Annotated in this window: 25 protein-coding genes and 2 tRNA genes; 13 read left to right on the forward strand and 14 right to left on the reverse strand. The window is 61.1% G+C overall.

Annotation, left to right across the window (positions count from 1 at the left end; translation table 11 throughout):
• Nucleotides 1-5: 5 nt before the first annotated feature.
• Together FX982_RS16595 and FX982_RS16600 are read right to left on the reverse strand one after the other, a co-directional pair.
• Nucleotides 6-1,322 (reverse strand): FAD-binding oxidoreductase, encoded by a 1,317-nt coding sequence (locus tag FX982_RS16595; RefSeq protein ID WP_172611682.1) that lies wholly within the window; start codon nt 1,320-1,322, stop codon nt 6-8.
• Entirely contained in the window at nt 1,319-2,770 is a 1,452-nt protein-coding gene (locus FX982_RS16600; protein WP_172611683.1) for a UbiA family prenyltransferase, read from the reverse strand. The genes FX982_RS16595 and FX982_RS16600 overlap by 4 nt, the downstream gene beginning before the upstream one ends.
• Before the next feature lie 379 nt (nt 2,771-3,149).
• Here FX982_RS16600 and norR point away from each other — a divergent pair, with 379 nt between their 5' ends.
• Entirely contained in the window at nt 3,150-4,706 is a 1,557-nt protein-coding gene (gene norR, locus FX982_RS16605; protein WP_172611684.1) for a nitric oxide reductase transcriptional regulator NorR, read from the forward strand.
• 1,431 nt (nt 4,707-6,137) lie between these two features.
• Here norR and FX982_RS16620 read toward each other — a convergent pair.
• The gene (locus FX982_RS16620; RefSeq protein ID WP_172611686.1) at nt 6,138-7,574 is read right to left on the reverse strand and encodes an MFS transporter; all 1,437 of its coding nucleotides are present in this window, start codon (nt 7,572-7,574) and stop codon (nt 6,138-6,140) included.
• Nucleotides 7,575-7,757: 183 nt separating this feature from the next.
• Here FX982_RS16620 and FX982_RS16625 point away from each other — a divergent pair, with 183 nt between their 5' ends.
• On the forward strand, nt 7,758-9,008 hold the full coding sequence (locus tag FX982_RS16625) for an Nramp family divalent metal transporter (RefSeq protein ID WP_254074932.1): 1,251 nt from the start codon (nt 7,758-7,760) through the stop codon (nt 9,006-9,008).
• Nucleotides 9,009-9,083: 75 nt separating this feature from the next.
• On the opposite strand, the gene FX982_RS16630 is transcribed toward FX982_RS16625, so the two are convergent.
• On the reverse strand, nt 9,084-10,202 hold the full coding sequence (locus FX982_RS16630) for a GNAT family N-acetyltransferase/peptidase C39 family protein (protein WP_172611688.1): 1,119 nt from the start codon (nt 10,200-10,202) through the stop codon (nt 9,084-9,086).
• Between the two features lie 89 nt (nt 10,203-10,291).
• On the opposite strand from FX982_RS16630, the gene FX982_RS16635 reads away from it, so the two are divergent.
• Nucleotides 10,292-11,875 carry a RimK family protein gene (locus FX982_RS16635; protein ID WP_172611689.1) on the forward strand — a complete coding sequence of 528 codons (1,584 nt, stop codon included), beginning with the start codon at nt 10,292-10,294 and terminating at the stop codon, nt 11,873-11,875.
• Nucleotides 11,876-11,879: 4 nt separating this feature from the next.
• Nucleotides 11,880-12,812, forward strand: a complete 933-nt coding sequence (locus FX982_RS16640; RefSeq protein ID WP_172611690.1) for a magnesium transporter CorA family protein — start codon at nt 11,880-11,882, stop codon at nt 12,810-12,812.
• 44 nt (nt 12,813-12,856) lie between these two features.
• Here the strand turns inward: FX982_RS16640 and pbpG are convergent, their stop codons facing one another.
• The 3 genes from pbpG to FX982_RS16655 all read right to left on the reverse strand — a co-directional run bounded on the left by pbpG (nt 12,857) and on the right by FX982_RS16655 (nt 14,925).
• Nucleotides 12,857-13,807 carry a D-alanyl-D-alanine endopeptidase gene (gene pbpG / locus FX982_RS16645; RefSeq protein WP_122624185.1) on the reverse strand — a complete coding sequence of 317 codons (951 nt, stop codon included), beginning with the start codon at nt 13,805-13,807 and terminating at the stop codon, nt 12,857-12,859.
• 337 nt (nt 13,808-14,144) lie between these two features.
• The gene (locus FX982_RS16650; protein ID WP_122538145.1) at nt 14,145-14,327 is read right to left on the reverse strand and encodes a hypothetical protein; all 183 of its coding nucleotides are present in this window, start codon (nt 14,325-14,327) and stop codon (nt 14,145-14,147) included.
• Between the two features lie 238 nt (nt 14,328-14,565).
• Nucleotides 14,566-14,925, reverse strand: a complete 360-nt coding sequence (locus FX982_RS16655; RefSeq protein ID WP_122538147.1) for a hypothetical protein — start codon at nt 14,923-14,925, stop codon at nt 14,566-14,568.
• A gap of 249 nt (nt 14,926-15,174) precedes the next feature.
• Here FX982_RS16655 and FX982_RS16660 point away from each other — a divergent pair, with 249 nt between their 5' ends.
• A complete protein-coding gene (locus FX982_RS16660; protein WP_172611691.1) occupies nt 15,175-15,987 on the forward strand; it encodes a shikimate 5-dehydrogenase in 813 nt (270 codons plus the stop codon).
• A 5-nt stretch (nt 15,988-15,992) separates the two neighbouring features.
• Here the strand turns inward: FX982_RS16660 and FX982_RS16665 are convergent, their stop codons facing one another.
• Nucleotides 15,993-16,682 carry a YceH family protein gene (locus FX982_RS16665; RefSeq protein ID WP_172611692.1) on the reverse strand — a complete coding sequence of 230 codons (690 nt, stop codon included), beginning with the start codon at nt 16,680-16,682 and terminating at the stop codon, nt 15,993-15,995.
• 110 nt (nt 16,683-16,792) lie between these two features.
• Between FX982_RS16665 and FX982_RS16670 the strand changes: the two genes are divergently transcribed.
• Together FX982_RS16670 and FX982_RS16675 are read left to right on the forward strand one after the other, a co-directional pair.
• Nucleotides 16,793-17,302, forward strand: coding sequence for a DUF1993 domain-containing protein (locus FX982_RS16670; RefSeq protein ID WP_172611693.1), 510 nt, complete (start codon nt 16,793-16,795; stop codon nt 17,300-17,302).
• A gap of 157 nt (nt 17,303-17,459) precedes the next feature.
• Complete coding sequence (locus FX982_RS16675) at nt 17,460-18,617, forward strand: MFS transporter (RefSeq protein ID WP_172611694.1); 1,158 nt, start codon at nt 17,460-17,462, stop codon at nt 18,615-18,617.
• Here the strand turns inward: FX982_RS16675 and nhaR are convergent.
• Entirely contained in the window at nt 18,614-19,510 is an 897-nt protein-coding gene (gene nhaR, locus FX982_RS16680; protein ID WP_172611695.1) for a transcriptional activator NhaR, read from the reverse strand. The two genes, FX982_RS16675 and nhaR, sit on opposite strands and share 4 nt — an antisense overlap.
• 117 nt (nt 19,511-19,627) lie before the next feature.
• Between nhaR and FX982_RS16685 the strand changes: the two genes are divergently transcribed.
• Nucleotides 19,628-20,392, forward strand: a complete 765-nt coding sequence (locus FX982_RS16685) for a TerC family protein (protein ID WP_172611696.1) — start codon at nt 19,628-19,630, stop codon at nt 20,390-20,392.
• Nucleotides 20,393-20,535: 143 nt separating this feature from the next.
• Here the strand turns inward: FX982_RS16685 and FX982_RS16690 are convergent, their stop codons facing one another.
• Complete coding sequence (locus FX982_RS16690; protein WP_172611697.1) at nt 20,536-20,712, reverse strand: hypothetical protein; 177 nt, start codon at nt 20,710-20,712, stop codon at nt 20,536-20,538.
• A gap of 226 nt (nt 20,713-20,938) precedes the next feature.
• Between FX982_RS16690 and FX982_RS16695 the strand changes: the two genes are divergently transcribed.
• The gene (locus tag FX982_RS16695) at nt 20,939-21,640 is read left to right on the forward strand and encodes a peptidase C39 family protein (RefSeq protein WP_254074810.1); all 702 of its coding nucleotides are present in this window, start codon (nt 20,939-20,941) and stop codon (nt 21,638-21,640) included.
• 25 nt (nt 21,641-21,665) lie between these two features.
• Here the strand turns inward: FX982_RS16695 and FX982_RS16700 are convergent, their stop codons facing one another.
• Nucleotides 21,666-22,949 carry an NAD(P)/FAD-dependent oxidoreductase gene (locus FX982_RS16700; protein WP_172611699.1) on the reverse strand — a complete coding sequence of 428 codons (1,284 nt, stop codon included), beginning with the start codon at nt 22,947-22,949 and terminating at the stop codon, nt 21,666-21,668.
• Nucleotides 22,950-23,186: 237 nt separating this feature from the next.
• On the opposite strand from FX982_RS16700, the gene FX982_RS16705 reads away from it, so the two are divergent.
• Nucleotides 23,187-23,263, forward strand: a tRNA-Val gene (locus FX982_RS16705).
• A 112-nt stretch (nt 23,264-23,375) separates the two neighbouring features.
• On the opposite strand, the gene FX982_RS16710 is transcribed toward FX982_RS16705, so the two are convergent.
• Nucleotides 23,376-23,597: a hypothetical protein gene (locus FX982_RS16710; RefSeq protein ID WP_241043642.1), complete on the reverse strand. Its 222-nt coding sequence runs from the start codon at nt 23,595-23,597 to the stop codon at nt 23,376-23,378.
• Nucleotides 23,598-23,761: 164 nt separating this feature from the next.
• Nucleotides 23,762-24,085 carry a hypothetical protein gene (locus FX982_RS16715; protein WP_254074811.1) on the reverse strand — a complete coding sequence of 108 codons (324 nt, stop codon included), beginning with the start codon at nt 24,083-24,085 and terminating at the stop codon, nt 23,762-23,764.
• A 274-nt stretch (nt 24,086-24,359) separates the two neighbouring features.
• On the opposite strand from FX982_RS16715, the gene FX982_RS16720 reads away from it, so the two are divergent.
• The 3 genes from FX982_RS16720 to FX982_RS16730 all read left to right on the forward strand — a co-directional run bounded on the left by FX982_RS16720 (nt 24,360) and on the right by FX982_RS16730 (nt 25,698).
• Nucleotides 24,360-24,436 (forward strand) — tRNA-Val (locus FX982_RS16720).
• Nucleotides 24,437-24,690: 254 nt separating this feature from the next.
• Entirely contained in the window at nt 24,691-25,248 is a 558-nt protein-coding gene (locus tag FX982_RS16725; protein WP_172611700.1) for a DUF4174 domain-containing protein, read from the forward strand.
• A gap of 93 nt (nt 25,249-25,341) precedes the next feature.
• A complete protein-coding gene (locus FX982_RS16730) occupies nt 25,342-25,698 on the forward strand; it encodes a 2-oxoacid ferredoxin oxidoreductase (protein ID WP_172611701.1) in 357 nt (118 codons plus the stop codon).
• A gap of 128 nt (nt 25,699-25,826) precedes the next feature.
• Here FX982_RS16730 and FX982_RS16735 read toward each other — a convergent pair whose 3' ends face one another.
• On the reverse strand, nt 25,827-26,459 hold the full coding sequence (locus FX982_RS16735; protein WP_172611702.1) for a DUF5666 domain-containing protein: 633 nt from the start codon (nt 26,457-26,459) through the stop codon (nt 25,827-25,829).
• Nucleotides 26,460-26,630 lie beyond the last annotated feature (171 nt).

The raw sequence follows: 26,630 nt of genomic DNA on the forward strand, positions 1-26,630 counted from the left end.
AGTTTTCATAGGATCACACGGCTCCAGAAACGGGACATCAAAGAGGGATCGCGCAGCGTTTCCAACTGCTCCCAGGCGGGGTAGGCGCGGCGGAAATCGGCGCCAGTCATGTGGGCGTCCTTGGCCGGATACAAGCGCCCGCCGGCGGCGCGAACGATGTCGTCCAGACGCGGGAACAGCACCTTTTCCAGTGCCTCGCTCTGGGCAAAATCCAGGGCCAGGGAAGTGCCCTCCATGGGGAACGACAGCAGGCCTGGCGAGGCCATATCGCCGCAGCGCTTGAGCACGGCGAGAAACGAACCCTGACCGGCTTCAGCGATGGTGCGCAGCAGTTCGCCCATGGCCGCTTCGGCATTCGCTGCGGGCACCACGCATTGGTATTGCTGAAAGCCGCGACGACCGTAAATCCGGTTCCAGTGCAGAATCCGGTCGAGGGGGTAAAAGAAGGGTTCGTAGGCGCTGCGGCCGGGTTTGCGCTGGCTGGGGTGCAGGCGCCAGTACAGGCTGTTGAAGGCGCTGAGGGAGATTTTGTTGATCAGCGACACCGGCGGCGTCAGCGGCACGCTGAGCTTCTTGCGCTGACCGACGTCGAGGGAGCCGTACTGCGCGTGATCACCAACGATGAACACCCCGCGTCCGGTCTCGGCGCCCTTGGCCAGGCAGTCGACCCAGGCAACGCTGTACTCATGACGCGCGTCGAGCTCGGTCGACAGCGCAAAAAACTCGGCCAGATTGGCGAAGCGCACGGTGGTGGTGTCGATCTGGCTGGCGCGGATCGGCATCAGCTGAATCTGCGCCCAGTGAATGACCCCGGTCAGGCCGAGGCCGCCGATGCTGGCGGCGAACAGGTCGGGGTGGGCATCAGGCGAGCACGTCACTTCCGGCTCGCCATGGCGCAACAGGCCGAAGCCCAGCACATGACGGCCAAAGGTGCCGCGCACGTGATGGTTCTTGCCGTGAACGTCATTGGCGATGGCGCCGCCCAGCGTGGCGAACTGAGTCCCGGGCGTCACCGGCAAAAACCAGCCTTGGGGGATGGCCACGGCCAGCACTTCCGCCAGGGTGATGCCGGCTTCGGCCTTGATCACGCCGGTTGTCCAGTCGGCCTCGATCAGCCGGTCCAGCGAGCGCATGTGCAGCACTTCGTCGCTGGCGGCCAGGCAACTGTCGCCGTAGCTGCGGCCGTTGCCGTAGGGCAGGCTGCTGCGGTGGGCGCCGATCACGCGGTCCATCTGCGCCGGCAGTTCGTCCAGCCACACGCAGCCGTGACCGCGTTGCGGTCGATGGGGGAAACGTCCCCAGGAATACAACGGCGTGCTCATGCGGCGATCCAGAACATCATCAGAAACGCAGCGCCGATCAGCTGGCTGGTGCGGTCGCGGATGGCGAACACCACCGGGTCTTCATTCATCTGCCCGCGATGGGTCAGCATCCACACCCGCGTCACCCAGAACAGCAGCAGCGGGCAGGCCAGCCAGATGATGTGTGGCGTGACGTACAGTTCGGTGGTTTTCGCGTCCTGGATGTACAGCGCCAGCACCATTACCGCGAGGTAGCCCGAAGACGCCCCCAACGAAGCGATCATGTCCAGATCGCCCGGGTGGTAACCACGGCCGCGAGCGAAGGTATTGACCTCCCTGGCGCGGGCGTCACGCAGCTCGGCGTAGCGTTTAACCATCGCCAGGCTGAGGAATATGAACATCGAGAACGCGAGGATCCAGAAGGTCAACGTCAGGCTGAACGCCGCCACGCCGGCGATGATCCGCGCGGTATACAGCATCGCCAGGGCGATCACGTCCCAGGCCATCAGGCGTTTGAGCCTCAGCGAGTAGGTCAGGGTCAGGCCGTAATAGGCGGCCATCACCGCCGAAAATTGCCACGGCAAGAGCAACAGCGCGGCGCCGAAGGCCATCGCCAGCAGCGTCGGCACCATCACCAGACCGGCCTTGATCGACAGACGCCCGCTGGCGAACGGCCGATTGCATTTGCTTTTGTGATGGCGGTCGTCGCACAGGTCCAGCAGGTCGTTGAGGATGTAGACGCTGGAGGCGCACAGGCCGAAGCACAGAAACGCAATGACGCCGTCCCGCATCAATTCGAACTGGGCCAGCCGGTGGGACGCCAGCAGCGGCACGAAGATCAGCGCGTTTTTCAGCCACTGGTGCATGCGCAGCGCCCTGCGCCAGTCTCTCAAGCTCGGCGTGTTGCTGCGAATGGTTGGCTCGACGCGGACTTGCGCTTTTACGTTGGCTTCCACCCCGCGGTCGGGATTGACCACATAGGCCTGCCGAGACACGTTCCATATCGGCAAGTCATCTTTGGAGTTGCCGATGTAGTCGAAACCACCCTCGCCGAAGTGCGCCACCAACAGGTCGCGCTTGTTGTGGCCGGACAAGTTGCGGTTGGTGTTGGACGCCAGCACCAGATCGAATAACTGAAGATGATCGGCGATGCGCTCGGCCAGGCTTACATGACTCGCTGTCGCCAGCACCACCATGCGGCCGGTGTCTCGTTCGCGCTGGATCATCTCGATGATCTGCGGATCGTAGGGCAGCACGGAGACGTCTATTTCGGTGTTGAGGGCCAGGCCTTCTTTCAGCGCGGCTTTGCCTTTGAACAGCCAGCCGAGCATGTTCAGGGCTTTCAGCGGCTGGCCTCGAATAAACGCCATGGCCGTTTCCATGAGCAGATCCGAGCGCAATAACGTGCCGTCGAGATCAACTACCAAGGGAGGGGAAGTTTCAAGAACTCGTCCCTGAATTCTGGCCATAGTGAGTGCTCCTTTAGGGTCAACGGACTATAAACAAAATAAGATTTTCACCACTTTCATTTAAATTAAAGGGCCTCGTTCAATACGTCGGTAGGGTGGCGTCAGAATGACAGGGGGCTTCTTTTACAAAAGTCTGCGGGGGTTGCTTTTGATTGTTGTGACTGGCGCCGCCGTAGCGTTGGCGACCAACGAATGACGTCTAGAGACTGACGGTTTAATGCCGTCTTTAATCCGGCGATCTCTGCGTGGCGGTGTTCAGACCGCCCTCCATTGCGTCGGCAGGGGTAAGATCGGCCAGGGCGTTGTCGTTTAGACTCGCACCGACGTCATAATGACCCGCCCACCGCGCCTCCTTCCCATGACTTGACCGGGAGCTTTGATGACTCATCCTCTACTATTGGCGCTGATTCCGCTGGTCGCCGACCTGTCCCGGGACCTGCCGGACGATGAGCGCTATCGCCGGCTGCTGCGCTCGTTGCGACAGTTATTCCCCTGCGACGCGGTGGCGTTGCTCAAGCTGGAGGATGAGGCGCTGGTGCCGTTGTCCGTCGAGGGCCTGAGCCCGGACACGCTGGGGCGACGATTCCGGCTGGGGGAGCACCCGCGGCTGGACATCATTCTGCAAAACCGCGAACCCACGCGGTTTTCCACCGACTGCGATTTGCCAGACCCGTACGACGGGCTGGTCGAGGGCGTGCATGGCGATCTGGAAGTGCACGATTGCCTCGGCTGCCCGCTCTATGTGCAGAACACGCTGTGGGGGGTGATTACGCTGGACTCCCTCGATCCTGCGCGCTTTGGCCGGGTCGATCTGAGAGACCTTCAAGCGTTTTCCAGCTTGGCGGCGGCCACGGTGATGGCCAGCGAACGGATCAGCCAACTGGCGCGCGGTTTTGAGGATCAACGCCAATTGGCCGAGATTTACAAACGTGCCGCAGGCGGACGCGGGCCCCGGGAGTTGATCGGGCAGAGTCCGGTGCACAAGCGTTTGCAGCAGGAAATCCAGTTGGTGGGCAACAGCCCGCTGACGGTGCTGATCACCGGCGAAACCGGCGTTGGCAAGGAACTGGTCGCGGAGGCCATTCACGTGCAGTCGCCCCGGTCGCAGAAGCCGCTGATCAGCCTCAACTGCGCCGCGCTGCCGGAGCTGTTGGTGGAAAGCGAGTTGTTCGGTCACGTCAAAGGCGCGTTTTCCGGGGCGGTCAGCGGCCGCAGCGGCAAATTCGAGCTGGCCCATGGCGGTTCGCTGTTCCTCGACGAGGTGGGCGAGCTGCCGCTGCCAGTCCAGTCGAAGTTGCTGCGGGTGCTGCAGAGCGGCCAGTTGCAGCGCGTCGGGTCCGATCAGGAGCATCGCGTGGACGTGCGCATCATCGCTGCGACCAACCGTGATCTGGCGGAGGAGGTGCGCGCCGGGCGCTTCCGCGCGGATCTCTATCACCGCCTGAGCGTTTACCCGTTGGTAGTCCCGCCGTTGCGCGAGCGGGGTCGCGATGTGTTGCTGCTGGCGGGCTATTTCCTGGAGGAGAACCGGGCACGGATGGGGCTGCGCAGTTTGCGCATGAGTCCGCAGGCGCAGGGGGTGCTGTTGGCGTACTCATGGCCGGGGAACGTGCGGGAGCTGGAGCATTTGATCAGCCGGGCAGTGCTCAAGGCGCTGTCGGTGCATCGCGAGCGGCCGCGGATTCTGACGATCGAGGCAGATGCCTTGGGGCTGGATGAGTTGCGGGTGGCTGCGCCTGCTGTGTTGCAGGTGAGCGAGGACCTGCCGGCGATTGAGCCGGGCGAGGGGCTGAAGGGGGCGGTGGACGGGTTTCAGAGGCGGTTGATTGGTGAGGCGTTGGAGCGGCATGGCGGGAAATGGGCGGATGTGGCGCGGGAGCTGGATGTCGATCGTGCGAATTTGAGTCGGCTCGCCAGGCGATTGGGGATTCGGTAGGTTTTTTCAGATCAAGATCCTTAAGATCAAGATCCTTAACGTCAAGAGCGTCTGCCTGGGGGCAGACTGTTTCGCCTTCGGCGAGTTACTTGATAAAGCCCCAAGTAACCAAGGGCTTGTGCTCCTGGTTGGGCTCCTCCTTCGTCGGAGTACCCTCACTCCGGTCCCGCTCCGTGGGCCCGCGCCGAACGGGCATCCATGCCCTGACGGCGCTCTCGCCGCATCCATGCGGCTCGGCCTACTCCACGAGACCTGCGTTCAGCCTGCACCCAAGTCGCGATTGGCGGTGACTGAACTTCCTGTGTTTGAAGATCAAGATCAAAGGCAAATGCAGATGCAGATGCAGATGCAGAGCGAAAGCTTCCCGGCTAAAGCCGGTCCTACAGTCGGAGCCAATCTCACTGAATGCACGCGCTGCTTTTAGTGGGACCGGCTTTAGCCGGGAAGAGGTCAGCCCAGGCGCCGACAGTATTGCTGATCAGCCACACTTCCTGCGGGAGCGAGCTTGCTCGCGAATGCTTTATCTCAAACTTATTTCTGATCGTTCCCACGCTCCGCGTGGTAACGCCGCCCCGGACGCTCCGCGTCCCGCATTTGACGCGCATTCAGGCCCGGGGAGGTGACGCGGAGCGTCACGGGATGCATTCCCACGCAGAGCGGGGGAACGATCAAGATCAAAAGCTTCCCGGCTGAAGCCGGTCCCACAGAATGCACGCGCTGCTTTTAGTGGGACCGGCTTTAGCCGGGAAGAGGCCAGCCCAGGCGCCGACAGTACTGCTGATCCGCCACACTTCCTGTGGGAGCGAGCTTGCTCGCGAATGCTTTATCTCAAACACCAGATATCCGTGTGATCGTTCCCACGCTCCGCGTGGCAACGCCGCCCCGGACGCTCCGCGTCCCGCATTTGACGCGCATTCAGGCCGGTGGAGGTGACGCGGAGCGTCACGGGATGCATTCCCACGCAGAGCGGGGGAACGATCAATTTCAAACACCAGATATCCGGTGGATGTCCTGCCCTCTTCGTGAGCAAGCTCACTCCCACAAGTCCTCCGCGCCTGATCTGCCCTTGATCTGCCCTTGATCTGTTCCTGATCTGCTCCTGATCTGCTTTTGATCTTCATACCCAAAAAGTCCAGACACCACCAATCGCGACTTTGGTGCAGGCTGAACGCAGGTCTCGTGGAGTGGGCCGAGCGGCATGGATGCCGCGAGAGCCGCCCCCCGCCATGGATGGCGGATGGCGGCGGGCCCACGGAGCGAGACCGGAGTGAAGGAACCCGACGAAGTCGGGCCCAACCGAGAGCAGGCACCCTTGGTTACTTGGGGTGCTTTTCCAAGTAACTCGCCGAAGGCGAAACGGTCTGCCGTTAGGCAGACGCTCTTGATCTTGATCCTAAAGATCTTGGTGTTCTCTCAGCCGCACCGCGAACCCTAGCGATGAGCAATATCTTCCAACGCCAGATTCCGCGTCTTCGGCCCAAACCCGCCAATCGTAATGATCACAATCAACATACTCATCACAATAAACGTCAACACCCCCGGCGTGCCGAAGTGATCCAGAAACAACCCGATCAACAGACTGCTGAACACCGTCGACAGACGACTGAACGAATAACAGAACCCTACCGCCCGGGCGCGAATATTGGTCGGGAACAACTCACTCTGGTACGAGTGATAACTGAAACTCAACCACGCATTGCAGAACGTAATCATCACCCCGCAAAAGATCAGACCGGCCGCCGTCGTCTGCTGCGCGAACAGCGTGCCGAAAATCATCGAGCCCAGGGCCGAGCCCACAATTTGCCACTTGTTCTCGAAACGGTTGGCAAACTTCACGAACAGCAGCGGCCCAAGCGGATAGGCGAGGGTAATCACGAACGCATACGCCAGACTGTGGGTCACGCTCACGCCTTGACCCGAGAGCAGCGCAGGCAGCCAGTTACCGAAGCCGAAAAAACCGATCGCCTGGAACACATGAAACACAATCAGCATCAGCGCGCGGCGACGATACGGCGGTTGCCAGATGTCGGCGAAGCGACCTCGGCCTTCGACGGCCACATTGTGGGTTTCCGGTTCGTCCAGCGCCTGGCCGTGGTCCTTGACGCACCGGGCTTCGAGGGCATCCATGATCTTTTCCGCCTCGCTAAAGCGGCCGTGTTGCGCCAGCCAGCGCGGCGATTCGGGCAGGCGCGAGCGCAGCCACCAGATGAACAGCGCGAACACCGCACTGGCGAGCACCACCCAGCGCCAGCCGGCGACGCCGAAGGGATCCTGGGGCACCAGCCACCAGGACATCAATGCCACCGACGGCACTGACAGGAACTGCACGAAAAACGCGAAGGCGAACGCCGAGCTGCGCATGCGCTTGGGCACCAGTTCCGACAGGTACGCGTCGATGGTCACCAGCTCGATGCCAAGCCCGATGCCCACCAAAAAGCGCATGCAGATGATGCCGAGGGCGGACGTCTGAATACCCATCAAAACGGTGGCGACGGTGTACCAGATCAACGCGAAGGTGAAGATCGCGCGGCGACCATAGCGATCCGCGATCGGGCTCAGCAGGCTGGCGCCGAGGAACAGCCCCAGAAACGTCGCCGACGCAAACGCCGCTTGATCGGAAAAGCCGAAGACACCCTGCGCGCCGGTGGCAAACAGCCCGTCGCGAATCAGGCCGGGGCTGATGTAAGCGGTCTGGAACAGATCGTAGAGTTCGAAGAAACCACCAATGGACAGCAGCGCCACCAGCTTCCAGATCGTGGCGACGGCGGGCAGTCGGTCGATGCGGGCGGAAATTTGCGCAGCGCGTATCGGGTCGATTCCGTCCTGGGTCGGGCGGGCGTTATCGGGGCTATCAGAAGCGGCATGCATTATTGTTTTTTCCGAATCGGTGAGACGCAGCATGTTAGTGCCCCAGAGATTCAAGACAAAACATTTCTGCGCGTTTAAGCTCCGGGGCTGACCGCCACCACGTTTCGGATTCCCGTGAAGTACAAACTCCCGACCACCGCCACCGCGCCATTCTGCCCGTCGGCGACCACCGACAGCGTCACCATTCCCGCCAATGCGTCTTTCCTGCGCAAGCTGATGTTGTTCGTCGGTCCCGGCCTGTTAATTTCCATCGGCTACATGGACCCCGGCAACTGGGCCACCGCCATCGAAGCCGGTTCGCGCTTTGGGTATGCGTTGTTGTTCGTGGTTGTGCTGGCCAGTCTGTCGGGCATGGTGCTGCAGAATTTGTGCTCGCGCCTGGGCATTGCCACCGGCCGCGATTTGGCCCAGCTGTCCTCCGAGCGCTACAGCCACCGGGTCGGCATGGGGCAGTGGGTTCTTGCCGAGCTGTCGATCCTCGCCACCGACCTGGCGGAAGTGCTGGGTGCGGCGTTGGCGTTCCACTTGCTGCTGGGCGTGTCGATCACCACCGGCGTGGCGCTGACGGCGTTCGATACGGTCATCGTGCTCGCGTTACAGGGCGCCAATTTCCGGCGTCTCGAAGCCATCGTGCTGGGACTGATCGCGACCATCGCGACGTGCTTCTTTATCGAGCTGGTGCTGATCAAACCGTTCTGGCCAGACGTCGTCGCGGGGCTCAAGCCGTCGTGGGAGATGCTCAGCAACCAAGAGCCGCTGTACATCGCCATCGGCATTCTTGGCGCGACGGTGATGCCCCATAACCTGTACCTGCATTCATCGGTGGTGCAGACCCGCGTCAACGGCACGTCAGTCGAAAGCAAGGCCAGTGCCATTCGCTACGCCCGGGTCGACACTATTGCCTCCCTGAGCCTGGCGCTGGTGATCAACGCCGCCATCCTCATCCTGGCCGCCGCCGCGTTCCACGGCACCGGTCACACCGACGTCGTGGAAATTCAGGACGCGTACCATTTGCTCGATCCGCTGGTAGGCGGCGCCGTGGCCAGCGTGCTGTTTGGCGTCGCGCTGCTCGCGGCAGGGCAGAGTTCAACGTTCACCGGGACCATCGCCGGCCAGGTCGTGCTGGAAGGGTTCCTGAAAGCGAAGATCCCGTGCTGGCAACGGCGCCTGGCGACCCGGGGGTTGGCGCTGATTCCGGCGCTCATCGGCGTGATCTGGTTCGGCGATGGCGCGGTGGGCAAGATGCTGGTGCTCAGCCAGGTCGTCCTCAGCCTGCAGCTGCCGTTCGCCCTGTGGCCGTTGATTCGCTTCACCAGTGACAAACAATTGATGGGCCCCTTCGTCAACAGCCGCCTGACCAAAACCCTGGCCTGGGGGCTGTTCGGACTGATCTCGGGCGCGAACCTGACCCTGATGTTTTTCTGGGTAAGTTGACGGGTTGAAAGTGCCTGTGCAGTTGCTGTTAATACGACGGGATCTTTACGCCAACAGCGCTTTGCCTGACGCCGTTTATATAAGCGACTGACCGTGTCGATATAAAACAACGGCCGCGCGAAGTTTGTCGGCGCCAAAGCAACTCATGCCGGCGAACTCTTTATGACTGACCGGCATGTATTGGCAATCCATGGCCTGACGCTGTTGGCTGTGATCGATATCTGGGTCGTGCAAGTACACGAAGTCGTCATCGCAACCGGTGACCAACACCCAGTGCGGTGCTTTGGAACGAGTCAGTCGGTAGCTACTGATCAACACCAGTGCCAGGCCGTTGTCCTGTTGCAGTTGCCGAAGATTGAGCGGCGCACTGCCCAGCTGCCGGACCGTGCTGCCGGCCAGTTCGCGGCTGAATTCCTCATGCACCAGGCGCATGACTTCGCGCTTTTCTTCGCTGCGCACACCGGCAAGAAACAAGGGCCCGCGCACCGACACTTGCAGGCCGACTACGAACCCGCGGCGTAACGCCGCCAGCGCCAGGCCCTGCGGGCTGCAACCGCCATGGCCGGAGGTCATGAACACCGTGGTCGCCTCGCGCCAGATCTGCAGTTCTTCGTGGCGCTGCATGGCGCGTGGCGGTTGCAGCGCTTTCATCGCCATCAGCAGGCACGCCGGGCCACAGCTGAAGTCCAGGGTTTGCGGGTAGTAGGGCACATGGCGGGCGACGCCGGTGGCGTGTTCGCGGATGCGTTTTTCGTAGCGCAGCGCCGGCGCGTGGTCTTCGTAGTAATCATCGATGCGATCGAACAGGCGATAGCCGTTGCGCTCGTACAAGCGAATCGCCGGGGCGTTGTCCGGCCGGACTTCGAGCCGCAAATAGGCACACTCACGCTCAAGGGCATGCTGTTCGGCCTGGGCCAGCAGTTGCTGCCCGAGGCCCTGGCCCCGGGCAGCGTCGCTGATCGCCAGGGAGTAAAGCCGACCCAGAGACGTGCCGCGATGAAACAGCACCAGCGCGTAACCGGCCAGGCGTTGTTCGGGCTGATCGCCCAGCGCCACGATCAATCGCGCATTGGCCCGCGTGACCATCCAGTGAAAGCTGCGCGCGTTCAGGCGGTCGGATTCGAAGCACTGGTTTTCCAGCACCAACAGTTCATCCACATCGGCAGGCTGGGCGAGGCGATATATAAAGTTCATGTCCGACACCGTAAAGAGTGAGTAACGAAACGGGACATTTCTACAAAGCCATGTTTTATAGAAAGGACTGTTTCCCGAAGGATCAACTCATGAATGCGGTGCCGGTGAAGACCGACGAAGTATCAGCACAACCTCAGCGTTCGGCAACTTTTATTGTCAATCCGCTGAAACCTGTTTCAACCCGAAGCCAACTGTTGATTGTTGTGGAGCGGCTCGAAGACTGGTCGTCTTACTTGCCCAGCGAACATTTGATCAGCGCCCAGGATTATCTGGAAAACCCGCCCCAGGACAATGCTGGGCAACGGGTGCAGGTGATCAACCTGTGCCGCAGTTACCGCTATCTGGGCCACGGGTATTACTGCTCGCTGCTGGCCGAAGCCCGGGGTCACCATGTGATCCCGTCGGTGAAAACCATCAGCGAGCTGACCCGCAAGTCCCTTTACGGCCTGGCGTTGGATGACCTCGACAAGCGCCTCGAACATGCGCTGCGTGACCATCCGTATGACGAAACCGAAGGCTTCACCCTGAGCCTGTATTTCGGTCAGACCGATCTCGCGCCGTTGCAGGATCTGGCTCGTCAGCTGTTCGAAGCGTTTCCGGCGCCGATCCTGCTGGTGGAGTTTCGCAAGCGCGACAATTGGCACATCGTCGGCATCAAGACCGGCGCCTTGACCCGCCTGCGCGATCACCAGCAGGACCAGTTCGCTCAATCCCTCGACAGTTTCAGCCGCAAGATCTGGCGCCAGCCGCGCTCGCGCCGCACCTACCGCTACGACCTGGCGATTCTGCACGATCCCCAGGAAGCGTTGCCGCCGTCTAACCGCAAGGCGCTGGACAACTTCATCCGCGTCGGCCAGCAACTGGGCGTTGATGTGGAGCTGATCGAGAAGAAGGATTACTCGCGGCTGGCCGAATACGACGCGCTGCTGATCCGCGAGACCACCAGCGTCGACAACCACACCTACCGCTTCGCCAAGAAAGCCGAGAGCGAAGGGCTGGTGGTGATGGATGACCCCGCGTCGATCCTGCGCTGCACCAACAAGGTCTACCTGACCGACCTGCTCAAAAGCCACAAGCTCGGCATGCCGGCTACCGAAATCCTCTACAAGGAGCGACCGGATGACCTGGAGTACGTCGCGGCACGACTGGGCTTTCCGCTGGTGCTGAAAATTCCCGACGGGTGTTTTTCCAAGGGGGTGATCAAGGTCCAGGACGCGCAGCAGTTGCAGGACGCGGCGCGGGAGCTGTTCGAGCACTCGGTGCTGCTGCTGGCCCAGGAATACCTCTACACCGAATACGACTGGCGCATTGGCGTGCTCAATCGCAAGCCGGTGTTCGCCTGCCAGTACTTCATGTCCAAGGGGCACTGGCAGATTTACAACCACAAGGCCATCGACGCGGAGGTCAATGGCGAGTGCCGGACCCTGTCGGTTCATGATGCGCCGCGGGCCGTGGTGGACCTGGCGGTGAAGACCGCCAACCTGATCGGCGACGGCCTGTATGGCGTCGATCTGAAGCAGTCCGGCGACCGCGTGGTGGTCATCGAAGTCAACGACAACCCCAACCTCGACGCTGGCATCGAAGACGCCTGGCTGCAGGACGATCTGTATGCGCTGGTGCTGGAGGAATTCATTCGCCGCCTCGACATCAAACGTCGCGGTCTGGCCGGTTAGGCCGGTGATCAAAGGCCACCGCCTGGAGGCGGGCAGGTTATGGGAATGCTCTGACGCCGAGGCGAGCGTACTGTGGTTCAGCGACCCGGACGCGGCGGAGAAGACGCTGCTGCTGGAGCGCTTCAATCTGGACGACCACGCCTTGGCCTCGGCGCTGGACCCCGACGAGGTGTCGCGCATCGAGTTTCATCCGGACGCGCTGTTCATGATCTGGAAGCGGCCGGAGAACTACTCGGGCAAAGACACCTTTTCCTTTGACGTGTCGTCGTTCGGGGTGCTGCTCAGCCCCCATCACATGGTGCTGATCTGCGCCGACGAGAGACAGTTCGGCGACCTGGGACAGCATCGGCCGATGCACACGCTGCTGGACGTGTTGCTGGAGGTGCTGTTCCACAACATCCATCATTATCTGGGTCACCTGAAGGTGATCAAGATGATCGCCCGGGAATTGCAGCAGCAGTTCAATGCGTCGATGGACAGCCGCCATCTGGTGCAGATGTTCAACCTCAGCGAAAGCCTGGTCTATTACATCAACGCCATCGACAGCAACGGCTCGGTGCTGACCCGCCTGCGCAATCACGCCCACAAGCATCAGTTTTCCGGCGACAGCCTGGCCTTGATCGAAGACATGATCATCGAGAACGAGCAGTGCCACAAACAGGCGAACATTTATTCCACGGTGTTCGCCAGCCTGATGGATGCGCGGGGCAATCTGGTCAACAACAACACCAATAACCTGCTGCGCAAGCTGACGCTGATCAACGTGGTGTTCCTGCCGTTGAATCTGGTGGCGGGGATTGGCGGGATGTCGGAATACAGCATGATGACCACGCCGATCCCGTGGTGGATCAGCTACCCGGCGTTGCTGGTGGGCATGGCCGGGCTGGGCGTGGGGATGGTGGTGATACTCAAGCGCATGGCGAGGGCAAGTCATTGATCAGTGGGCGCCCGGCGGGTGCCCACTGAATGCGGCGCGAAGGCTTATTCCGACGCCTGCAAACCCTTCTGCCTCATCACCTGGTTCTTCTCTTTCTTATACTGCAGCGCGACTTCCGGCGCCGGACCGCTCTTGCCGGTTTCCATCCACAAGCGCATGCGGCTGGCATCGGCAAAGTGGGTGTATTTGCCGAAGGCGTCGAGAATGACTACGGACACCGGACGATTGGCCATGCTGGTCAGCAGCACCAGACAGTGCCCGGCCTGGTTGGTGAAGCCGGTCTTGGTCAGCTTGATGTCCCAGTTGGATTTACGCACCAGATGGTCGGTGTTGCTGAAACCGAGGATGTAATTCGGCTTGCGGAAGGTGACGGTCTTCTCCGGCGTTGTGCTCAGCTCGCGCAACATCGGGTAATTGCGGGCGGCGAGGGCCAGCTTGGTCAGGTCACGTGCGGTGGAAACGTTGTACACCGACAGCCCGGTGGGCTCCATGTACACGGTATGGTTCATGCCCAGCGACTTGGCCTTGGCGTTCATCGCCCGGATAAACGCCGGATAGCCGCCCGGATAGCTGTGAGCCAGGCTGGCCGCGGCGCGGTTTTCCGACGACATAAGGGTGATGAGCATCATGTCATGGCGATTCAGCTCACTGCCCAGTTTGACCCGGGAGAACACGCCTTTCATTTCGGGCGTTTGCGAGATATCGACCTTGATCATCTCGTCCATGGGCAACTTGGCGTCGAGGGTGACCATCGCAGTCATCAGCTTGGTCACCGAGGCGATCGGCACGACGATGTCGGGGTTGCTCGCATACAGAACCTGACCGGTTTGCAGGTCGGTGATCATGGAACTGCCGGAGGCCAGATGCAGATTGGCCGGGTCGCGCTTGAACGCCGCCGGCTCATTGGCCAGCGCCGTCGCGGAGAATGCGACAGTGGAAAGTGCGCAGCCTGTAAGTGCAAATAATAGGCCGATGACGGTTGGGCGAATTTTCAAGAGCCAAGCTCACTAAATGATGGAAATAGCGTGGAACGTCGGACTTTCTTCAAGCACGACAACAAGTTCGGCGCATTTTAGGAGCAAGTTTCTGAAGTTGTCGATGGGGTGGTGCGGGGTTTCGGTAATAAACAGCGATTGTATAGCTCAGGTTCAGGTGGCGGATCCAAAAAGCCTGTATTTAAAAGGGTCAAATTGCCTTACATGGCGCGCCTGTCGAACAGGGTTTCGCATCAAAACCGGATCACCGCGCAAAAAAAAGCCCGCGTCATTAAAGAGGCGGACTAAAGGGGTGTGCGGAGCAACGCACGATTCACAGGGAAGAGCGAATAGGATTTCAGCTGTTGAGCGAGCGGCATTCAAGTTGCTGGGACAGGGCCTGCGCCGCGGGCAGTGAAGGCAAAGGACCACTCACGGGCTCGCCGTTCTGCATCAGGTACCAGCACGCCAACAGCCCGCGCTCACGAAGCTGAGGGGGAACTGCGCTGCCGACAACCGACATGATTTGAACCTTGGTCATAAGTGCCTCCATCAATCTATGGCGCTACTGTACGGCGCGATCGCTTGAGGCAAAAATCACCGCTCTCGATAGTTGTCATTGATGAGCGGGTAGGGACGCTGATGGGGGGATGTGCGCACACCGTGCGTTCCGGCCTAAACGCCCCGGAAACAAAAACCCCGCCAGGGAGGCGGGGTCAGTAGTGGGTAAGGGCTGACGACCACTGATCGACAGCCCTGCTGGCCGGAGCAGACCGCCGTTACCAGCGACCGCCACCGTGGTATCCGTGGTAGTAGCCCGGTGGTGGGCCGTAATAACGTGGTGGACCGTAGTAACGCGGTGCGTAGACAACCGGGCGTTCAACGACATAAGCCGGCTGGTAGTAAACCGGCGGTGGCGGCGGTGGCGCGTAATAAACAGGCGCCGGGGCCGAGTAGTACACCGGCGCGGGCGATGCGTAAACCGGACCGGACGCCACTGCCGCGCCGACGACACCGCCGACGACCGCACCGATCACGGCGGCTCCACCCCAGCCCGGGCCGCCGCCATGGGCTTCAGCCTGGCCTGCGAGGGCGAGGGCGCCTAACAACAAGGCAACTTTGGGGATCTGACGAATCATGACTGTTCCTCGGTGTTCATTCCCGTTGTCGCGAGCCTGCGTTACGCTCAGGCACTGCCACGGGATAACTTCTCAGACAACGGTTTCGGAATTATCTGCGAGGCCGTTGGGTAAATTTTGTGTAAGGTATTCGACAACTTTCATGACAAGGGCTGGCGCTGTTGTAACGCGGTTATAAACGTGTAGCGCCAGAACGCCGCGATTCTACGCCTTTCCCCAGGCGTCTTCTAATACCACTCGGGAGATTTCATGTTGGTCACTGCCAGTAAGGAAACGCTGTTGTGCATGTCGCTGGCCGGACGTCCGGGCAACTTCGGCGTGCGCTTCCATAACCACCTTTATCAACAGTTGGGTCTTAACTTCTATTACAAGGCCTTCTCGCCGAACGACCTGCCTGCGGCCATCGTCGGCATGCGTTCTTTGGGCATTCGCGGGTGCGGCGTGTCGATGCCGTTTAAAGAGGCTTGCATTGCACTCGTCGATGAACTGGACGCGTCCGCCGCCGCCATTCAATCCATCAATACCATCGTCAATACCGATGGCCACTTGAAAGCGTACAACACCGATTACATCGCCATCGCCCAACTGGTCGACACCCATGAAGTGCCGCGCACCCGCTTCGCCCTGCGCGGCAGCGGTGGCATGGCCAAGGCTGTCGCCTGTGCCCTGCGCGACGCCGGGTTTACTGACGGGCTGATCGTGGCCCGCAACGAGCAGGCCGGCAGGGCGCTTGCACAGACTTGCGGCTTCGAGTGGCAAGCCGAACTGGGCAGTGAGCGTCCGCCGCTGCTGGTGAACGTCACGCCGTTGGGGATGGCAGGTGATCAAGCCGAAACGCTGGCCTTCGACGTGTCCGCCATCGATCGGGCCGATACCGCGTTTGACGTCGTCGCCACGCCGGCGCGAACGCCGTTCGTTGTCGAGGCCGAACGGCTCGGCAAGCGCCTGATCACCGGCGACCAGGTGGCGGCGATACAGGCCCTGGAGCAGTTCATTCTCTATACCGGCGTGACGCCCACCGAGGCGCAGTATCAGGCAGCGGCTGCATTCGCCCGGGGTTAACGCGCTTAACCCTCCAGCAATGCCAGCCGCTCTTCCAGGGCGGCGATGCGGGCTTCGAGGGCTTCGACCCGCTCGGCCAGCGCTGAATTGCCCGCATTGGCCGAATTGCCGGCGCTACCGCTGCGCTCCGCCGGATTCGCGCGGGCGGCGAGGATGCTCTCCATGTCGGCCGGATCACCCAGCGCGTGCATATAGCGGTCTTCGCGCTGGCCTGCCTGTTTCGGGATCAGCACCGCCAGCCTGCGCCCGATCAGCCGGTCCAGCTGATGCACGACTGCGTCAGTATCTTCGAAGTCGTGCATGCGGTGGCTGCGGGTCAGCAGCTCGTTGGCGGTTTGCGGGCCGCGCAGCAACAGCAGGCCGGTGAGGATGAGTTGCGCCGGCACCAGCTCCAGGGTTTTGTCGACGCGGTGTTCCCAGCGGTCCGCCCGGCTGCCCATCACCAGGCGCGTCAGTTGCAGGCTTTCCAGCGCGCGCAGGCTCTGGCCGACCTGGCCGGGCGTCAGGTTCATCACCGGCTCGCGGCTGGTTTTCTGGTTGCAAGCCAGCACCAGCGCGTTGAGGGTGAGGGGATAGGTCTCGGGATGGGTCGCCTGCTTTTCGATCAGGCAGCCCAGAATGCGCACTTCGGTGCTGTTCAGCTGCAGCGCACCCGAGGCTTCAACGGTGTTTTCGGAATCCAGCTCGTCAGACATGACCCATTTCCCAGACGTTGAAAAGGCTATGAGGGTAGGGGCTGGATGAGGTAAAAGACAAGCCGCGTTCGCGTCCGCCTCCGTGCGACTCATTTCCCCCAGGAACTGCCATGACACTTTCTCTTTACGCTGCCTCGATTCCTGTCTTCAAGCAAATGCTCACCGCCCTTAGCGCCGTTCTGGCCAAAGGCGAAGCCCATGCCAACGCCAAAAACATTCAGCCGGATGCCCTGCTGCAGGCCCGCCTGTTCCCCGACATGTTTCAGCTGGTGCGTCAGGTGCAGATCGCCGTCGATTTCGCCAAAGGCGCCGGCGCACGACTGGCAGGCCTTGAGCCGCCGAAGTATGAAGACACCGAAACCACTTTCGCCGACCTGCAGGCGCTGCTGACCAAGGTGCTGGCGTTCCTCGATACGATCAAGGCCGAACAGGTCGATGGCAACGAGGCGCGCGAAATCGTCCTTCGCCCTGGTACCGAGAAGGAAAAGCGTCTGAACACCCAGACCTACCTGCTGCATTACTCGCTGCCGCAGTTCTTCTTCCACGTCACCACGGCCTATGACCTGCTGCGCCACAACGGTGTGGAAGTCGGCAAGCGCGACTACATGGGCACTTACTGACAGGCCTCGCTGCCCGGCTCTGCTCGGGCAGCGACACCTGGCTCGTCCGGCGCCTGGCTCCCAAGCGCCTGGTTCTGATACCCTCCGCGTCCTGATTCAAGCCACATCCGATCGACCGCTCCGCAAGGACCGGTCGTTTCGTCGTTCTGGAGATTTCATGTTTTTCCCCATCTACCTGCTGTCGGCCGCCGGGTTTACCGTGCTGACCACAGAGTTCGTCATCGTCGGTTTGCTGCCGGCCATCGCTCGCGACCTGGCCGTCACCATTCCTCAGGCCGGCCTGCTGGTCACGCTGTTCGCCTTTACGGTGGCCTGCTTCGGGCCGTTTCTGACCGCGTATTTTTCGCGCTTCGAGCGCAAGCGCCTGTTCATTGCGGTGCTGATCATGTTCGGCGTCTCCAACGCCGCTGCAGCGCTGGCGCCTAATATCTGGGTCATGGCGGCGGCGCGGCTGATCCCGGCACTCGGGTTGCCGGTGTTCTGGGCGCTGGCCAGCGAAACCGCCGTGGACATCGTCGGCCCTGATCATGCCGGCCGTGCGATCGCCAAGATCGGCTTCGGCATCGTCTGCGCCACGGTATTCGGCATCCCCGTTGGCACCTTGATCTCGGACGCCATCGGCTGGCGCAGTGCCTTCGCCATTCTCTCGGTGGTGGCTTTCGCCAAGGCGCTGCTGCTGTTCATTTATTTGCCCCGTAGCGTGCACAAGGATCAGGCCTCGTTCCGCAGCCAGTTCCGTATTTTGCGCAGCCCGTTGATGCAGGGTCATGTGCTGCTGTCGGTGCTGGTGTTCAGCGGCATGTTTACGGCTTACACCTACCTGGCGGACATGCTCGAGCGCCTCGCCGGTTTCGACGGCACAGTGGTCGGCTGGTGCCTGATGGGCTTCGGTGCGGTGGGCCTGTTGGGCAATTCACTGGGCGGGCGGCTGGTGGATCGCCATCCGCTGATCGCCAGCCTGACCTTCTGCACGTTCATGATCGGCGGCATGGTCATGGTGGTGCCGAGCATGCACTCCCTGCCTGCTCTGGCTCTGGCGCTGGCCGTGTGGGGCGCGACCCAGGCGGCGCTGTTTCTGGTCAGCCACGTGCGGCTGATGAAAGCCGCGCCCCAGGCGCCGGCCTTTGCCGCATCGCTGAACATCGCCGGGGCCAATCTGGGCATCGGCATTGGCGCGATCATTGGCGGCCGGGTGATCGATCATCTGGGCCTTGGCAGCCTGGGCTTCGCGGCGGCCGGGATTATCCTGCTGTCGATCCTGCTGGCCCTGCTGCTGATGACAGTCCGCCCACACCCGGCAACCTGCGACGCCTAATCCGGAAACAACTGGCGGCGTGCCCCCTCGGTGATCGCAACGATGCCGGGGTGCTTGACCTTGCGTTCGACCGAGATCGCGTAGAACGACTCGGTCACGGCGTCGGTATGGCCGATCAGCTCGACGTCATATTGCTCGATCACTTCATCGGCGATCACGCTCGGCGCAATGAAAATCCCGCTGCCGGACTTGCCGAAGGCCTTCATCAGGGCGCTGTCGTCGAACTCCCCGACGATCTTCGGCTGGATATCCTGCTCGGCGAACCAGCGCATCAGGCGGCTGCGCACCACCGTTTGCTGGCCGGGCACCAGTAGCGGCGCCCCTTGCATGCCGTGGGGGAAGTTCTCGCCGTACAGGGCGGCGAGGGCGCGGGTGGCAAAAAAACTCACGCCGCATTCGCCCAGCTTCTGGCTATAGCCTTTAATGTCCAGATGAGAGGGCATCGGGCTGTCGGAAATCACCAGGTCCAGGCGCTGAATCGCGAGGTCTGCCAACAGGCGTTCGAGCTGGTCTTCCCGGCAACTGATGCGCACCAGCTCGTTGAGGGCCATGCTCGGCGCGATCAGTCGATAGACAATGGACTTGGGCACGACGTCGGCGACGCCGACGCGAAAGAGGATTTGCTGTTCGTCCGGTTGCGCGCGCAGAACCGCTTCGAGCTCGCCACCCAGCTGGAACATCTGTTCGGCGTAGGGGAGAGCGACGCGGCCGGTTTCGGTCAGTTCCAGTTGGCGGCCGACACGCTTGAACAGCTCGACGCCGTAGGTCTGCTCCAGCAGGCTGATTTGCCCGCTGATGGTCTGTGGCGTGAGGTTCAATTGCTCGCAGGCCCGGACAATACTGCCGGTCTTGGCCACCACCCAGAAATAATGCAGCTGTCGATAATTGAGCATGGGGGACGTCACTTCGCGAAAACCGAAGTATACGCCTGGAAAATACGAATTTTACTGAAGTGTTTCCGTCCCTAGAATGCCGCCCTATCCCCTGAACTGATCCTGGACACTCGTTATATGGAATACCTTCTGGAACTGGCCGCAAGCCCAACGGCGTGGATCGCTCTGGCGACACTGGTCGTCATGGAAATCGTGCTCGGTATCGACAACCTCATCTTCATCTCGATTCTTACCAACAAACTGCCGGTTCATCAGCGCACCAAGGCGCGCCGGATCGGCATCAGCATGGCGCTGATCCTGCGTCTGGGCCTGCTGACCACCGTGGCGTGGATTGTCCAGCTGACCGCGCCGGTGGTCGAGGTGTTCGGCCAGACGTTCTCCTGGAAGGACATGATCCTGATCGCCGGCGGCCTGTTCCTGGTCTGGAAAGCTACCACCGAGATCCATCACAGCGTCGACATCAAAAGCGAAGCCGAGAAAGCCGCGTCCAGCACCGTCACTCTGGGCATGGCTGCCGCTATCGGGCAGATCCTCATGCTCGACCTGGTGTTCTCCATCGACAGTATCGTCACCGCCGTTGGCATGACCGAGCACTTGCCGATCATGGTGATCGCCGTGATTGCTGCCGTGGTCGTCATGCTGGTGGCGTCGGAACCCCTCGCCAAGTTCATCAACGATAACCCCACCGTGGTGATGCTGGCCCTGGGCTTCCTGATCATGATCGGCATGACGCTGATCGCCGAAGGCTTCGGCGCCCACGTCCCTAAAGGCTACGTATACACCGCCATGGCGTTCTCGGCTCTGATCGAAGTGCTGAACATGCTGGTTCGTCGGTCCCGCCAGCGCCGCCTGGACGCTGAAGCGCAGGGCCAGAAGGTCTGACACTGAAGTAGGCTCCGCCTGGCGTTGAGGGCGGGGCAGGAACCGCGAAGCAGTAAAAGGCAGGTCAATAAAAAACGGTCGGGAATGGGATGCCATTACCGACCGTTTTCATTTGTACGGTGATTGATCAGTCCACGGCGGTATCAGTGCGCTGCGGCATGACGGATCTTGCGTTGTGCACGCTCTACGGACTTCGCGGCTTCGGTTTCCCGATAATGCGGATGATGGCGACGCGAGATCCGCATCACCCCCCACAACATGGCGGCCGCAACGGCCATCCAGGCAGCGATCAACATCACAATGGTCATTCCGAGGCTCATGGCTTCCTCCGGCTCTTCTCTTCGTCTCTTAGTAACCGACAGTCTAGTCTCCCTGTTGTTGCCAAAAATTGACCGGTGGTAGGAATCTCGTGACCGTTTTGTTCTATCCACTCGCGTTGACAGCGTTTCGGGCTATACCGCAACCATTGGCGGCTCTATCATCCGCGTTCCGGCCGGATCTCGTGATCCCTCGCCATCAGTCAAGTGAGTGAAGAACGTGCGGGCATTGACGCGATTGGATAGCGTTGCAGGTCGACGCAAATGGCTGGCGCTCGCCGCCGTGCTGGTCTTGGCAGGCTGCTCGAATGCCCACAACTGGAAACCGGGCTACCCGCCGATGTACAAGACGCTGCCTGACCGGGTGGAAATCAACGCAGTGCCGTCGTTCCGGGGCAAGGATTATCAAAGCGCGCCGTTCGCACTGGCCAGTATGCTGACCGTGCATGGCGTACAGACGACGCCGGGCCTTCTGGAAAAACCGCTGAAACTGCCGGGCGCCGAAGACAGGCTCGACCGCAGCATGTTGGACCTGGCCCGGGAATACGGGTTTGTGGTGTACCCCGTCGACCCTGGTCTGCCTGATCTGCTGGCCCAGGTGTCGGCGGGTTATCCGGTCATGGTGCGGTTCTCGGACGGCTCCATGTTCTGGAAAGAGCAGCGCTACGGCGTGCTGGTCGGGTTCGATCAGAATAAGCGCACAGTGCTGATCTACACCGGGCCGGGGCGCGTGACGACGAGCTTCGATTCGTTTACTTCGGACTGGAATGACGCCGGCAACTGGGCCGTATTGATCCAGGGTCCGCGACAAGTGCCGGTGCCGGTGGACCGTGAGCGCTGGTTGAAAGCCGCCAATGATTTGGCCCAGGCCGGGCAGGAGCAGGCGGCGGGGGAGGCGGTTAAGGCGCTGAACAATTCGGCTGCTCGTTAACGGTTGGCCGTTCATCGCCTCTGATTCAGAATCCCAGCTTGTCCCGCAGGCTGTAATACCAGGCACCCAATGCCGTCAGCGGCGTGCGCAATAGTTGCCCGCCGGGGAACGGGTAATGGGGCAGGCCAGCGAAGGCATCGAATCGTTCAGCCTGTCCGCGCAACGCTTCGGCCAGCACTTTGCCCGCCAGGTGGGTGTAGGTCACACCGTGGCCGCTGCACCCTTGGGAATAGTAGATGTTGTCCCCCAGTCGCCCGACTTGCGGCAACCGCGACAAGGTCAGCAGGAAGTTTCCGGTCCAGGCGTAATCAATCTTCACGTCCTTCAGTTGCGGAAACGCCTTGAGCATCTTCGGCCGGATGATGGCTTCGATGTTGGCTGGATCGCGCGCGCCGTACACCACGCCGCCGCCGAAGATCAAACGTTTGTCGGCCGAAAGCCGGTAGTAGTCCAGCAAGTAGTTACAGTCCTCGACGCAGTAATCCTGGGGCAGCAACGTGCTCGCCAGTTCTTCGCTCAGAGGTTCGGTGGTGATGACCTGAGTGCCGCAGGGCATCGACTTGGCCGCCAGTTCCGGCACCAGATTGCCCAGATAGGCATTGCCTGCGACGATGACGAACTTCGCCCGAACCTTGCCCTCGGCGGTGTGCACCATCGGGCTGGCACCGCGATCAATGCGGGTTGCTGCGGACTGTTCGTAAATGACCCCACCCAGCGACTCGACTGCCGCCGCTTCGCCCAGCGCCAGGTTCAGCGGGTGGATGTGACCGCCGCTCATGTCGAGCAGGCCGCCGATGTATTGGTCGCAGGCCACCACCTCACGGATGCGGCGCTGGTCCATCAGCTCAAGCTGCGTATGGCCGTAGCGCTCCCAGAGACGTTTTTGCGATTCCAGATGGCTCATCTGCTTAGGGGTGATCGCGGCGAAAACGCCGCCGTCTTTGAGGTCGCATTGGATCTGGTACTTGGCGACGCGGTCGCGGATGATCTGCGCGCCTTCGAAGGCCATGTGGCCGAGCAGTTGTGCTTCCCTGGGCCCGACGGTCTTTTCGATGGTGTCGATGTCGCGGCTGTAACTGTTGACGATCTGCCCGCCGTTACGGCCCGAGGCGCCGAAACCGACTTTGGCGGCTTCCAGTACCGTGACCTTGAAGCCCTGTTCGAGGAGAAACAGCGCGCTCGACAGGCCGGTGTAGCCTGCACCGATGATGACCACGTCGGTTTCGACGTCCCCTTGAAGCCGAGGCCGAACCGGAACCGGATTGGCGGAAGCGGCGTAGTAGGAGTGGGGGTATGCCGTGTTCGTCATCCTGGAAGCCCTGTTTTATATTTTTTACGAATGGACGGATCCTACCTGAGATGAAATTGGCCGACCAGCCGAGGTCGCAGGTTGGAAGCTCCACAGGTGCTGGCGCGGCGCCGGTTGCTGGGGCATGCACCCAACCCGATTCGCTCCGGTCGGCGCAAATAGCTCGGGCATTCAGGGGCTTAGGGGTGAATCGACGTTGACAGCGATTCGATTCCCGGTAGAATGCCGCCCCACAGCAGGCACGTAGCTCAGTTGGTTAGAGCACCACCTTGACATGGTGGGGGTCGTTGGTTCGAGTCCAATCGCGCCTACCAGACAAATCCGCTCTGCTGGGCGGTAACGAAAAAGGGTGGCCCGAGAGGGTCACCCTTTTTTCGTTTGTTCAAGCCGGAATCACCTTAGGCGTTTGGTCATCTGCTGCCCTCGTCACTCGGCTTTGGCACGAGTAATGCGGCCCGCTCTGATCTCGTCCACGTAGGCGCGCAGCCGGTCAGCGTCCTTGTACTGCTGATTCATGAGGTGCAGTACCGCGACCACATCGACGTCATTGACCCGCTCGGCCAACCGGCTGATTTCGCCTGCAGTACTTTCCAGATTCGCCGCAATCGTACTCAGGTCACGCTTGAGTTCCAGCGCTGATTTCTTCATGCCCACGGTGCCGCTCTCCACTGATTGATGACGCCCGGGCCCGAGACCCTGGTTCAGGCGCGGCGGCGGCGCACTATATCAAAACACGACGGCCAGCCACGACAACCAGGCACGAAAAGGGCGCTGTTCAAGCGCCCTTTCATTTCTCAGGTGTACGACAGGCTTCAACCGCCTGCGCCGCCGGCGCTCGACGAACCCGAGCCTTTGCTGCCGCCGCCATTGGTGGTGTCGCCACCGGGCAGGTCGGCATCGTTATTATTGCCGGTGCCGTTGCTCATGGACGTGCCGCCGCCAATGCTGATGCCTTTCTTGGTTTGCGTGTCCACATCGGCGCCCTGGCGAGCGGCGTCACTGCCCTGGACCCGCGGGTCGATGCCCGTCTGTGACGGGGGCGGCCCCATGTCCGGTGAAGTGGCGCCCGCCAGCGCTGCGAGGGAGGTGCAGGTCAGGGCGCAGCCGAGCATGAGTGCAGCAAGTGATCTGTTCATCGGGTGATCTCCGTGTCGTTAGTCCTTACTCATTCGGCATCTGGAGTTCGGCAGTAGTGCCATTACGGCGACAAGCGGCACGTGCCATTCAGTTTGCAGTAATGGGGACCCGTCAGGCCGAGGTCGTGCGGCGGCACAGGAGGGCTAACGCGCCGCCTTTGACGTCGATCAGCGGGTGTTCGCGCCGGGCCTAAATAATTTGCATATTCATAGGCTTACTGGGCAAAAAGACGTTGACAGTCATTTGAATATCCGTAGAATGCCGACCCACAGCAGGCACGTAGCTCAGTTGGTTAGAGCACCACCTTGACATGGTGGGGGTCGTTGGTTCGAGTCCAATCGCGCCTACCAAACAAATCCGCTCTGCTGGGCGGTAACTAAAAAGGGCGAATCGGAAGATTCGCCCTTTTTTATTGCCTTAAATATCGATGTCACGCCAGCCTGCCTCAAGTCAGCCACAGCCCCTATGGCCGGACAACTCGGGCCGATTCTTCCCCTCGAGCCATCGCACACCGCGAAATAAATTCCGTTTTTTTCCTGCTGCCGTCTGGACCTTTTCCCATGATGCGCGATCATGACTGCATGGAAATCCAGAGGAGGTGTGTATGTTTAGCCGGTCGTTGACCCTTGCCGTTTTGTTCGCCGTGTCGAGCCCCTTGCTGGCTGCCGACGGTGATGGCCCACTTTCTCAGGAGCGCGGCAAGACCCGTCCATTGATCGTTATCGCGTCGAGTTCGGTGGACCCGACTCTGGTGAGTCTGAAGAAAAATCTGGACGAACCCGCCAACAAGGAAGGATTCGCCAAGCGCGACATGGTGCTCTACACCATCATCAACACAGTAGGGCAGCGTAACGGCAAGGACCTCGATGCCCAGGCCACCATGGCCCTGATCCGCGAACTCAAGCTTGGCGCTCAGACAGAAAAGCAGGCGCAGGTGATTCTGGTGGGCAAGGACGGTGAGAAGAAAATGACTCACAACGGTCCCATCGATCCGAAGGACATCTTCAGCACCATCGACCAGATGCCGATGGCCGAGAAAGAAGCGGCCGCCGCTGCTCCGCCTGCGCCGGTCGCCGAGCCGAAGGCCGCCACCCAGTCGGGCAAACCGGCCAAGCCCGGCAAGGCCGCTCCCGCTGCACCACCCGCCGGGCTGGATGATTAAGCGCTCAGACGGCTTTGCCATGGGGCTCGCTTGACGTAGCTGGTAACATCGCTCCTTTTTTAAGGAAGAGGGCGCTTGATGAACGGGACTGGCATGAAACGTTGGGCGGGCGCTGTGGCGCTGATCATGTTATCGGGTGGGTTGACGGGCTGCATGAGCTTGAATCAGACGCGCTCGGCCGGGCCGGTGCAGGTTTACACCAGTCAGAAACCTGCTGTCGCCGTTGCCGAGTGCATCAAGGTCACGTGGGCCAACGTGCAGCTGTTCGGTGACGTGGCCGACGTGTTCATGGCCAAAGGTGACCCTGGCGCGTTCACGGTCTATACCACCGAAGGCGAGTATTTCGCCGACGTCGCTGGCAAGGCGGGCATAACCAAGGTCAATTTCTACGCCAAGCCCGGCGCGAAGGTCATTGAGCAGCGTGGCGCGGTGCTCGCGACCTGTCTTTGAGTCAGGCCTCCATTCACTGACCTGTGCGTGCTGTCCGGCCCGATCATCGGCCGGCCCCGCGCCAGGTTTGATCGCGACAGCCCCTCCACATCGGCCGCTTCATGGTGGCCCGCTTCACATCGGCTGCTTCACATCGGCGGAGCAACGCCATTTTCCCCAGCAGAGATCGACAGCGCGGTCAGCGTGTTATCAGAGCCTTTCTGCGCCTGCAGCACCACCTTCACACCGGGCTTGAGCAGGCCGCGATCGCCTGGCACCAGATTGACGATGGGCACGTCATCAGGGATGACGATCTTCTTCTGTCCACCTTTGTAATTCACGGTGATGGTGCGTCCATTGCTGGCGACCAGATCGCCGACCGATCCGTTGGTCATCGTGCTCTCTGGCGTCAGGTCAAAAGCCCGATGGCCATCCCCCGTGCCCGCCATTTCCGGCGGGAAAACGTGCACCTCGAGCGCCTTCAACGAGCCGTCCGGCAGCGGCACCGCCGCGGAGCCGATGTAGCTCCCTGGTTTGATTTCCGACACCTGCGCCAATGTCACTCCGCGAATCTGAGTGTCGGGGGTCAGCACGACTTGAAAGTCCTCTCCGCGATTGCTGTGAATCTTCAACGCATCGCCCTCGACCGCGGTGATGGCGCCGCGCACTCGGGTGGGTTTGCCGTCTTCGGCGTGGGCTGGCACGGCTGCCGATAGCAGTGCGCTGAGCAATCCCGATAGGAGGAGGGCGTGGCGGACGGTCTGGGATCTGGAGGTCTTCATGGGCGGCGTGAATCCTGTGATGGCTCGAACAGGGAGCATAGCGTGAGTCCCCGAGAGGGTGGATGACATTGCCGTCAGCACGCACCCACTAGAGGCGTTGACGTTGCCGGGGATGCATTTCAGTCACTTCGATAGATAGACTATTTGCATAGTCATCTAGAACAAAAATGA

This window comes from Pseudomonas graminis, from assembly GCF_013201545.1.
Lineage (GTDB): Bacteria > Pseudomonadota > Gammaproteobacteria > Pseudomonadales > Pseudomonadaceae > Aquipseudomonas.

Excerpts from the sequence above, each read along its gene's own strand:
- FX982_RS16690 (WP_172611697.1), bottom strand. The coding sequence starts at position 20,712 with ATGAGCCTCGGAATGACCATTGTGATGTTGATCGCTGCCTGGATGGCC.
- FX982_RS16655 (WP_122538147.1), bottom strand. The coding sequence starts at position 14,925 with ATGATTCGTCAGATCCCCAAAGTTGCCTTGTTGTTAGGCGCCCTCGCC.
- FX982_RS16595 (WP_172611682.1), bottom strand. The coding sequence starts at position 1,322 with ATGAGCACGCCGTTGTATTCCTGGGGACGTTTCCCCCATCGACCGCAA.
- FX982_RS16685 (WP_172611696.1), top strand. The coding sequence starts at position 19,628 with ATGGAATACCTTCTGGAACTGGCCGCAAGCCCAACGGCGTGGATCGCT.
- FX982_RS16665 (WP_172611692.1), bottom strand. The coding sequence starts at position 16,682 with ATGTCTGACGAGCTGGATTCCGAAAACACCGTTGAAGCCTCGGGTGCG.
- FX982_RS16650 (WP_122538145.1), bottom strand. The coding sequence starts at position 14,327 with ATGACCAAGGTTCAAATCATGTCGGTTGTCGGCAGCGCAGTTCCCCCT.
- FX982_RS16735 (WP_172611702.1), bottom strand. The coding sequence starts at position 26,459 with ATGAAGACCTCCAGATCCCAGACCGTCCGCCACGCCCTCCTCCTATCG.
- FX982_RS16700 (WP_172611699.1), bottom strand. The coding sequence starts at position 22,949 with ATGACGAACACGGCATACCCCCACTCCTACTACGCCGCTTCCGCCAAT.
- FX982_RS16715 (WP_254074811.1), bottom strand. The coding sequence starts at position 24,085 with ATGAACAGATCACTTGCTGCACTCATGCTCGGCTGCGCCCTGACCTGC.
- FX982_RS16635 (WP_172611689.1), top strand. The coding sequence starts at position 10,292 with ATGAATGCGGTGCCGGTGAAGACCGACGAAGTATCAGCACAACCTCAG.
- FX982_RS16710 (WP_241043642.1), bottom strand. The coding sequence starts at position 23,597 with ATGAAGAAATCAGCGCTGGAACTCAAGCGTGACCTGAGTACGATTGCG.
- FX982_RS16675 (WP_172611694.1), top strand. The coding sequence starts at position 17,460 with ATGTTTTTCCCCATCTACCTGCTGTCGGCCGCCGGGTTTACCGTGCTG.
- nhaR (WP_172611695.1), bottom strand. The coding sequence starts at position 19,510 with ATGCTCAATTATCGACAGCTGCATTATTTCTGGGTGGTGGCCAAGACC.
- FX982_RS16600 (WP_172611683.1), bottom strand. The coding sequence starts at position 2,770 with ATGGCCAGAATTCAGGGACGAGTTCTTGAAACTTCCCCTCCCTTGGTA.
- FX982_RS16620 (WP_172611686.1), bottom strand. The coding sequence starts at position 7,574 with ATGCATGCCGCTTCTGATAGCCCCGATAACGCCCGCCCGACCCAGGAC.
- FX982_RS16730 (WP_172611701.1), top strand. The coding sequence starts at position 25,342 with ATGAAACGTTGGGCGGGCGCTGTGGCGCTGATCATGTTATCGGGTGGG.
- norR (WP_172611684.1), top strand. The coding sequence starts at position 3,150 with ATGACTCATCCTCTACTATTGGCGCTGATTCCGCTGGTCGCCGACCTG.
- FX982_RS16630 (WP_172611688.1), bottom strand. The coding sequence starts at position 10,202 with ATGAACTTTATATATCGCCTCGCCCAGCCTGCCGATGTGGATGAACTG.
- FX982_RS16670 (WP_172611693.1), top strand. The coding sequence starts at position 16,793 with ATGACACTTTCTCTTTACGCTGCCTCGATTCCTGTCTTCAAGCAAATG.
- FX982_RS16660 (WP_172611691.1), top strand. The coding sequence starts at position 15,175 with ATGTTGGTCACTGCCAGTAAGGAAACGCTGTTGTGCATGTCGCTGGCC.
- FX982_RS16725 (WP_172611700.1), top strand. The coding sequence starts at position 24,691 with ATGTTTAGCCGGTCGTTGACCCTTGCCGTTTTGTTCGCCGTGTCGAGC.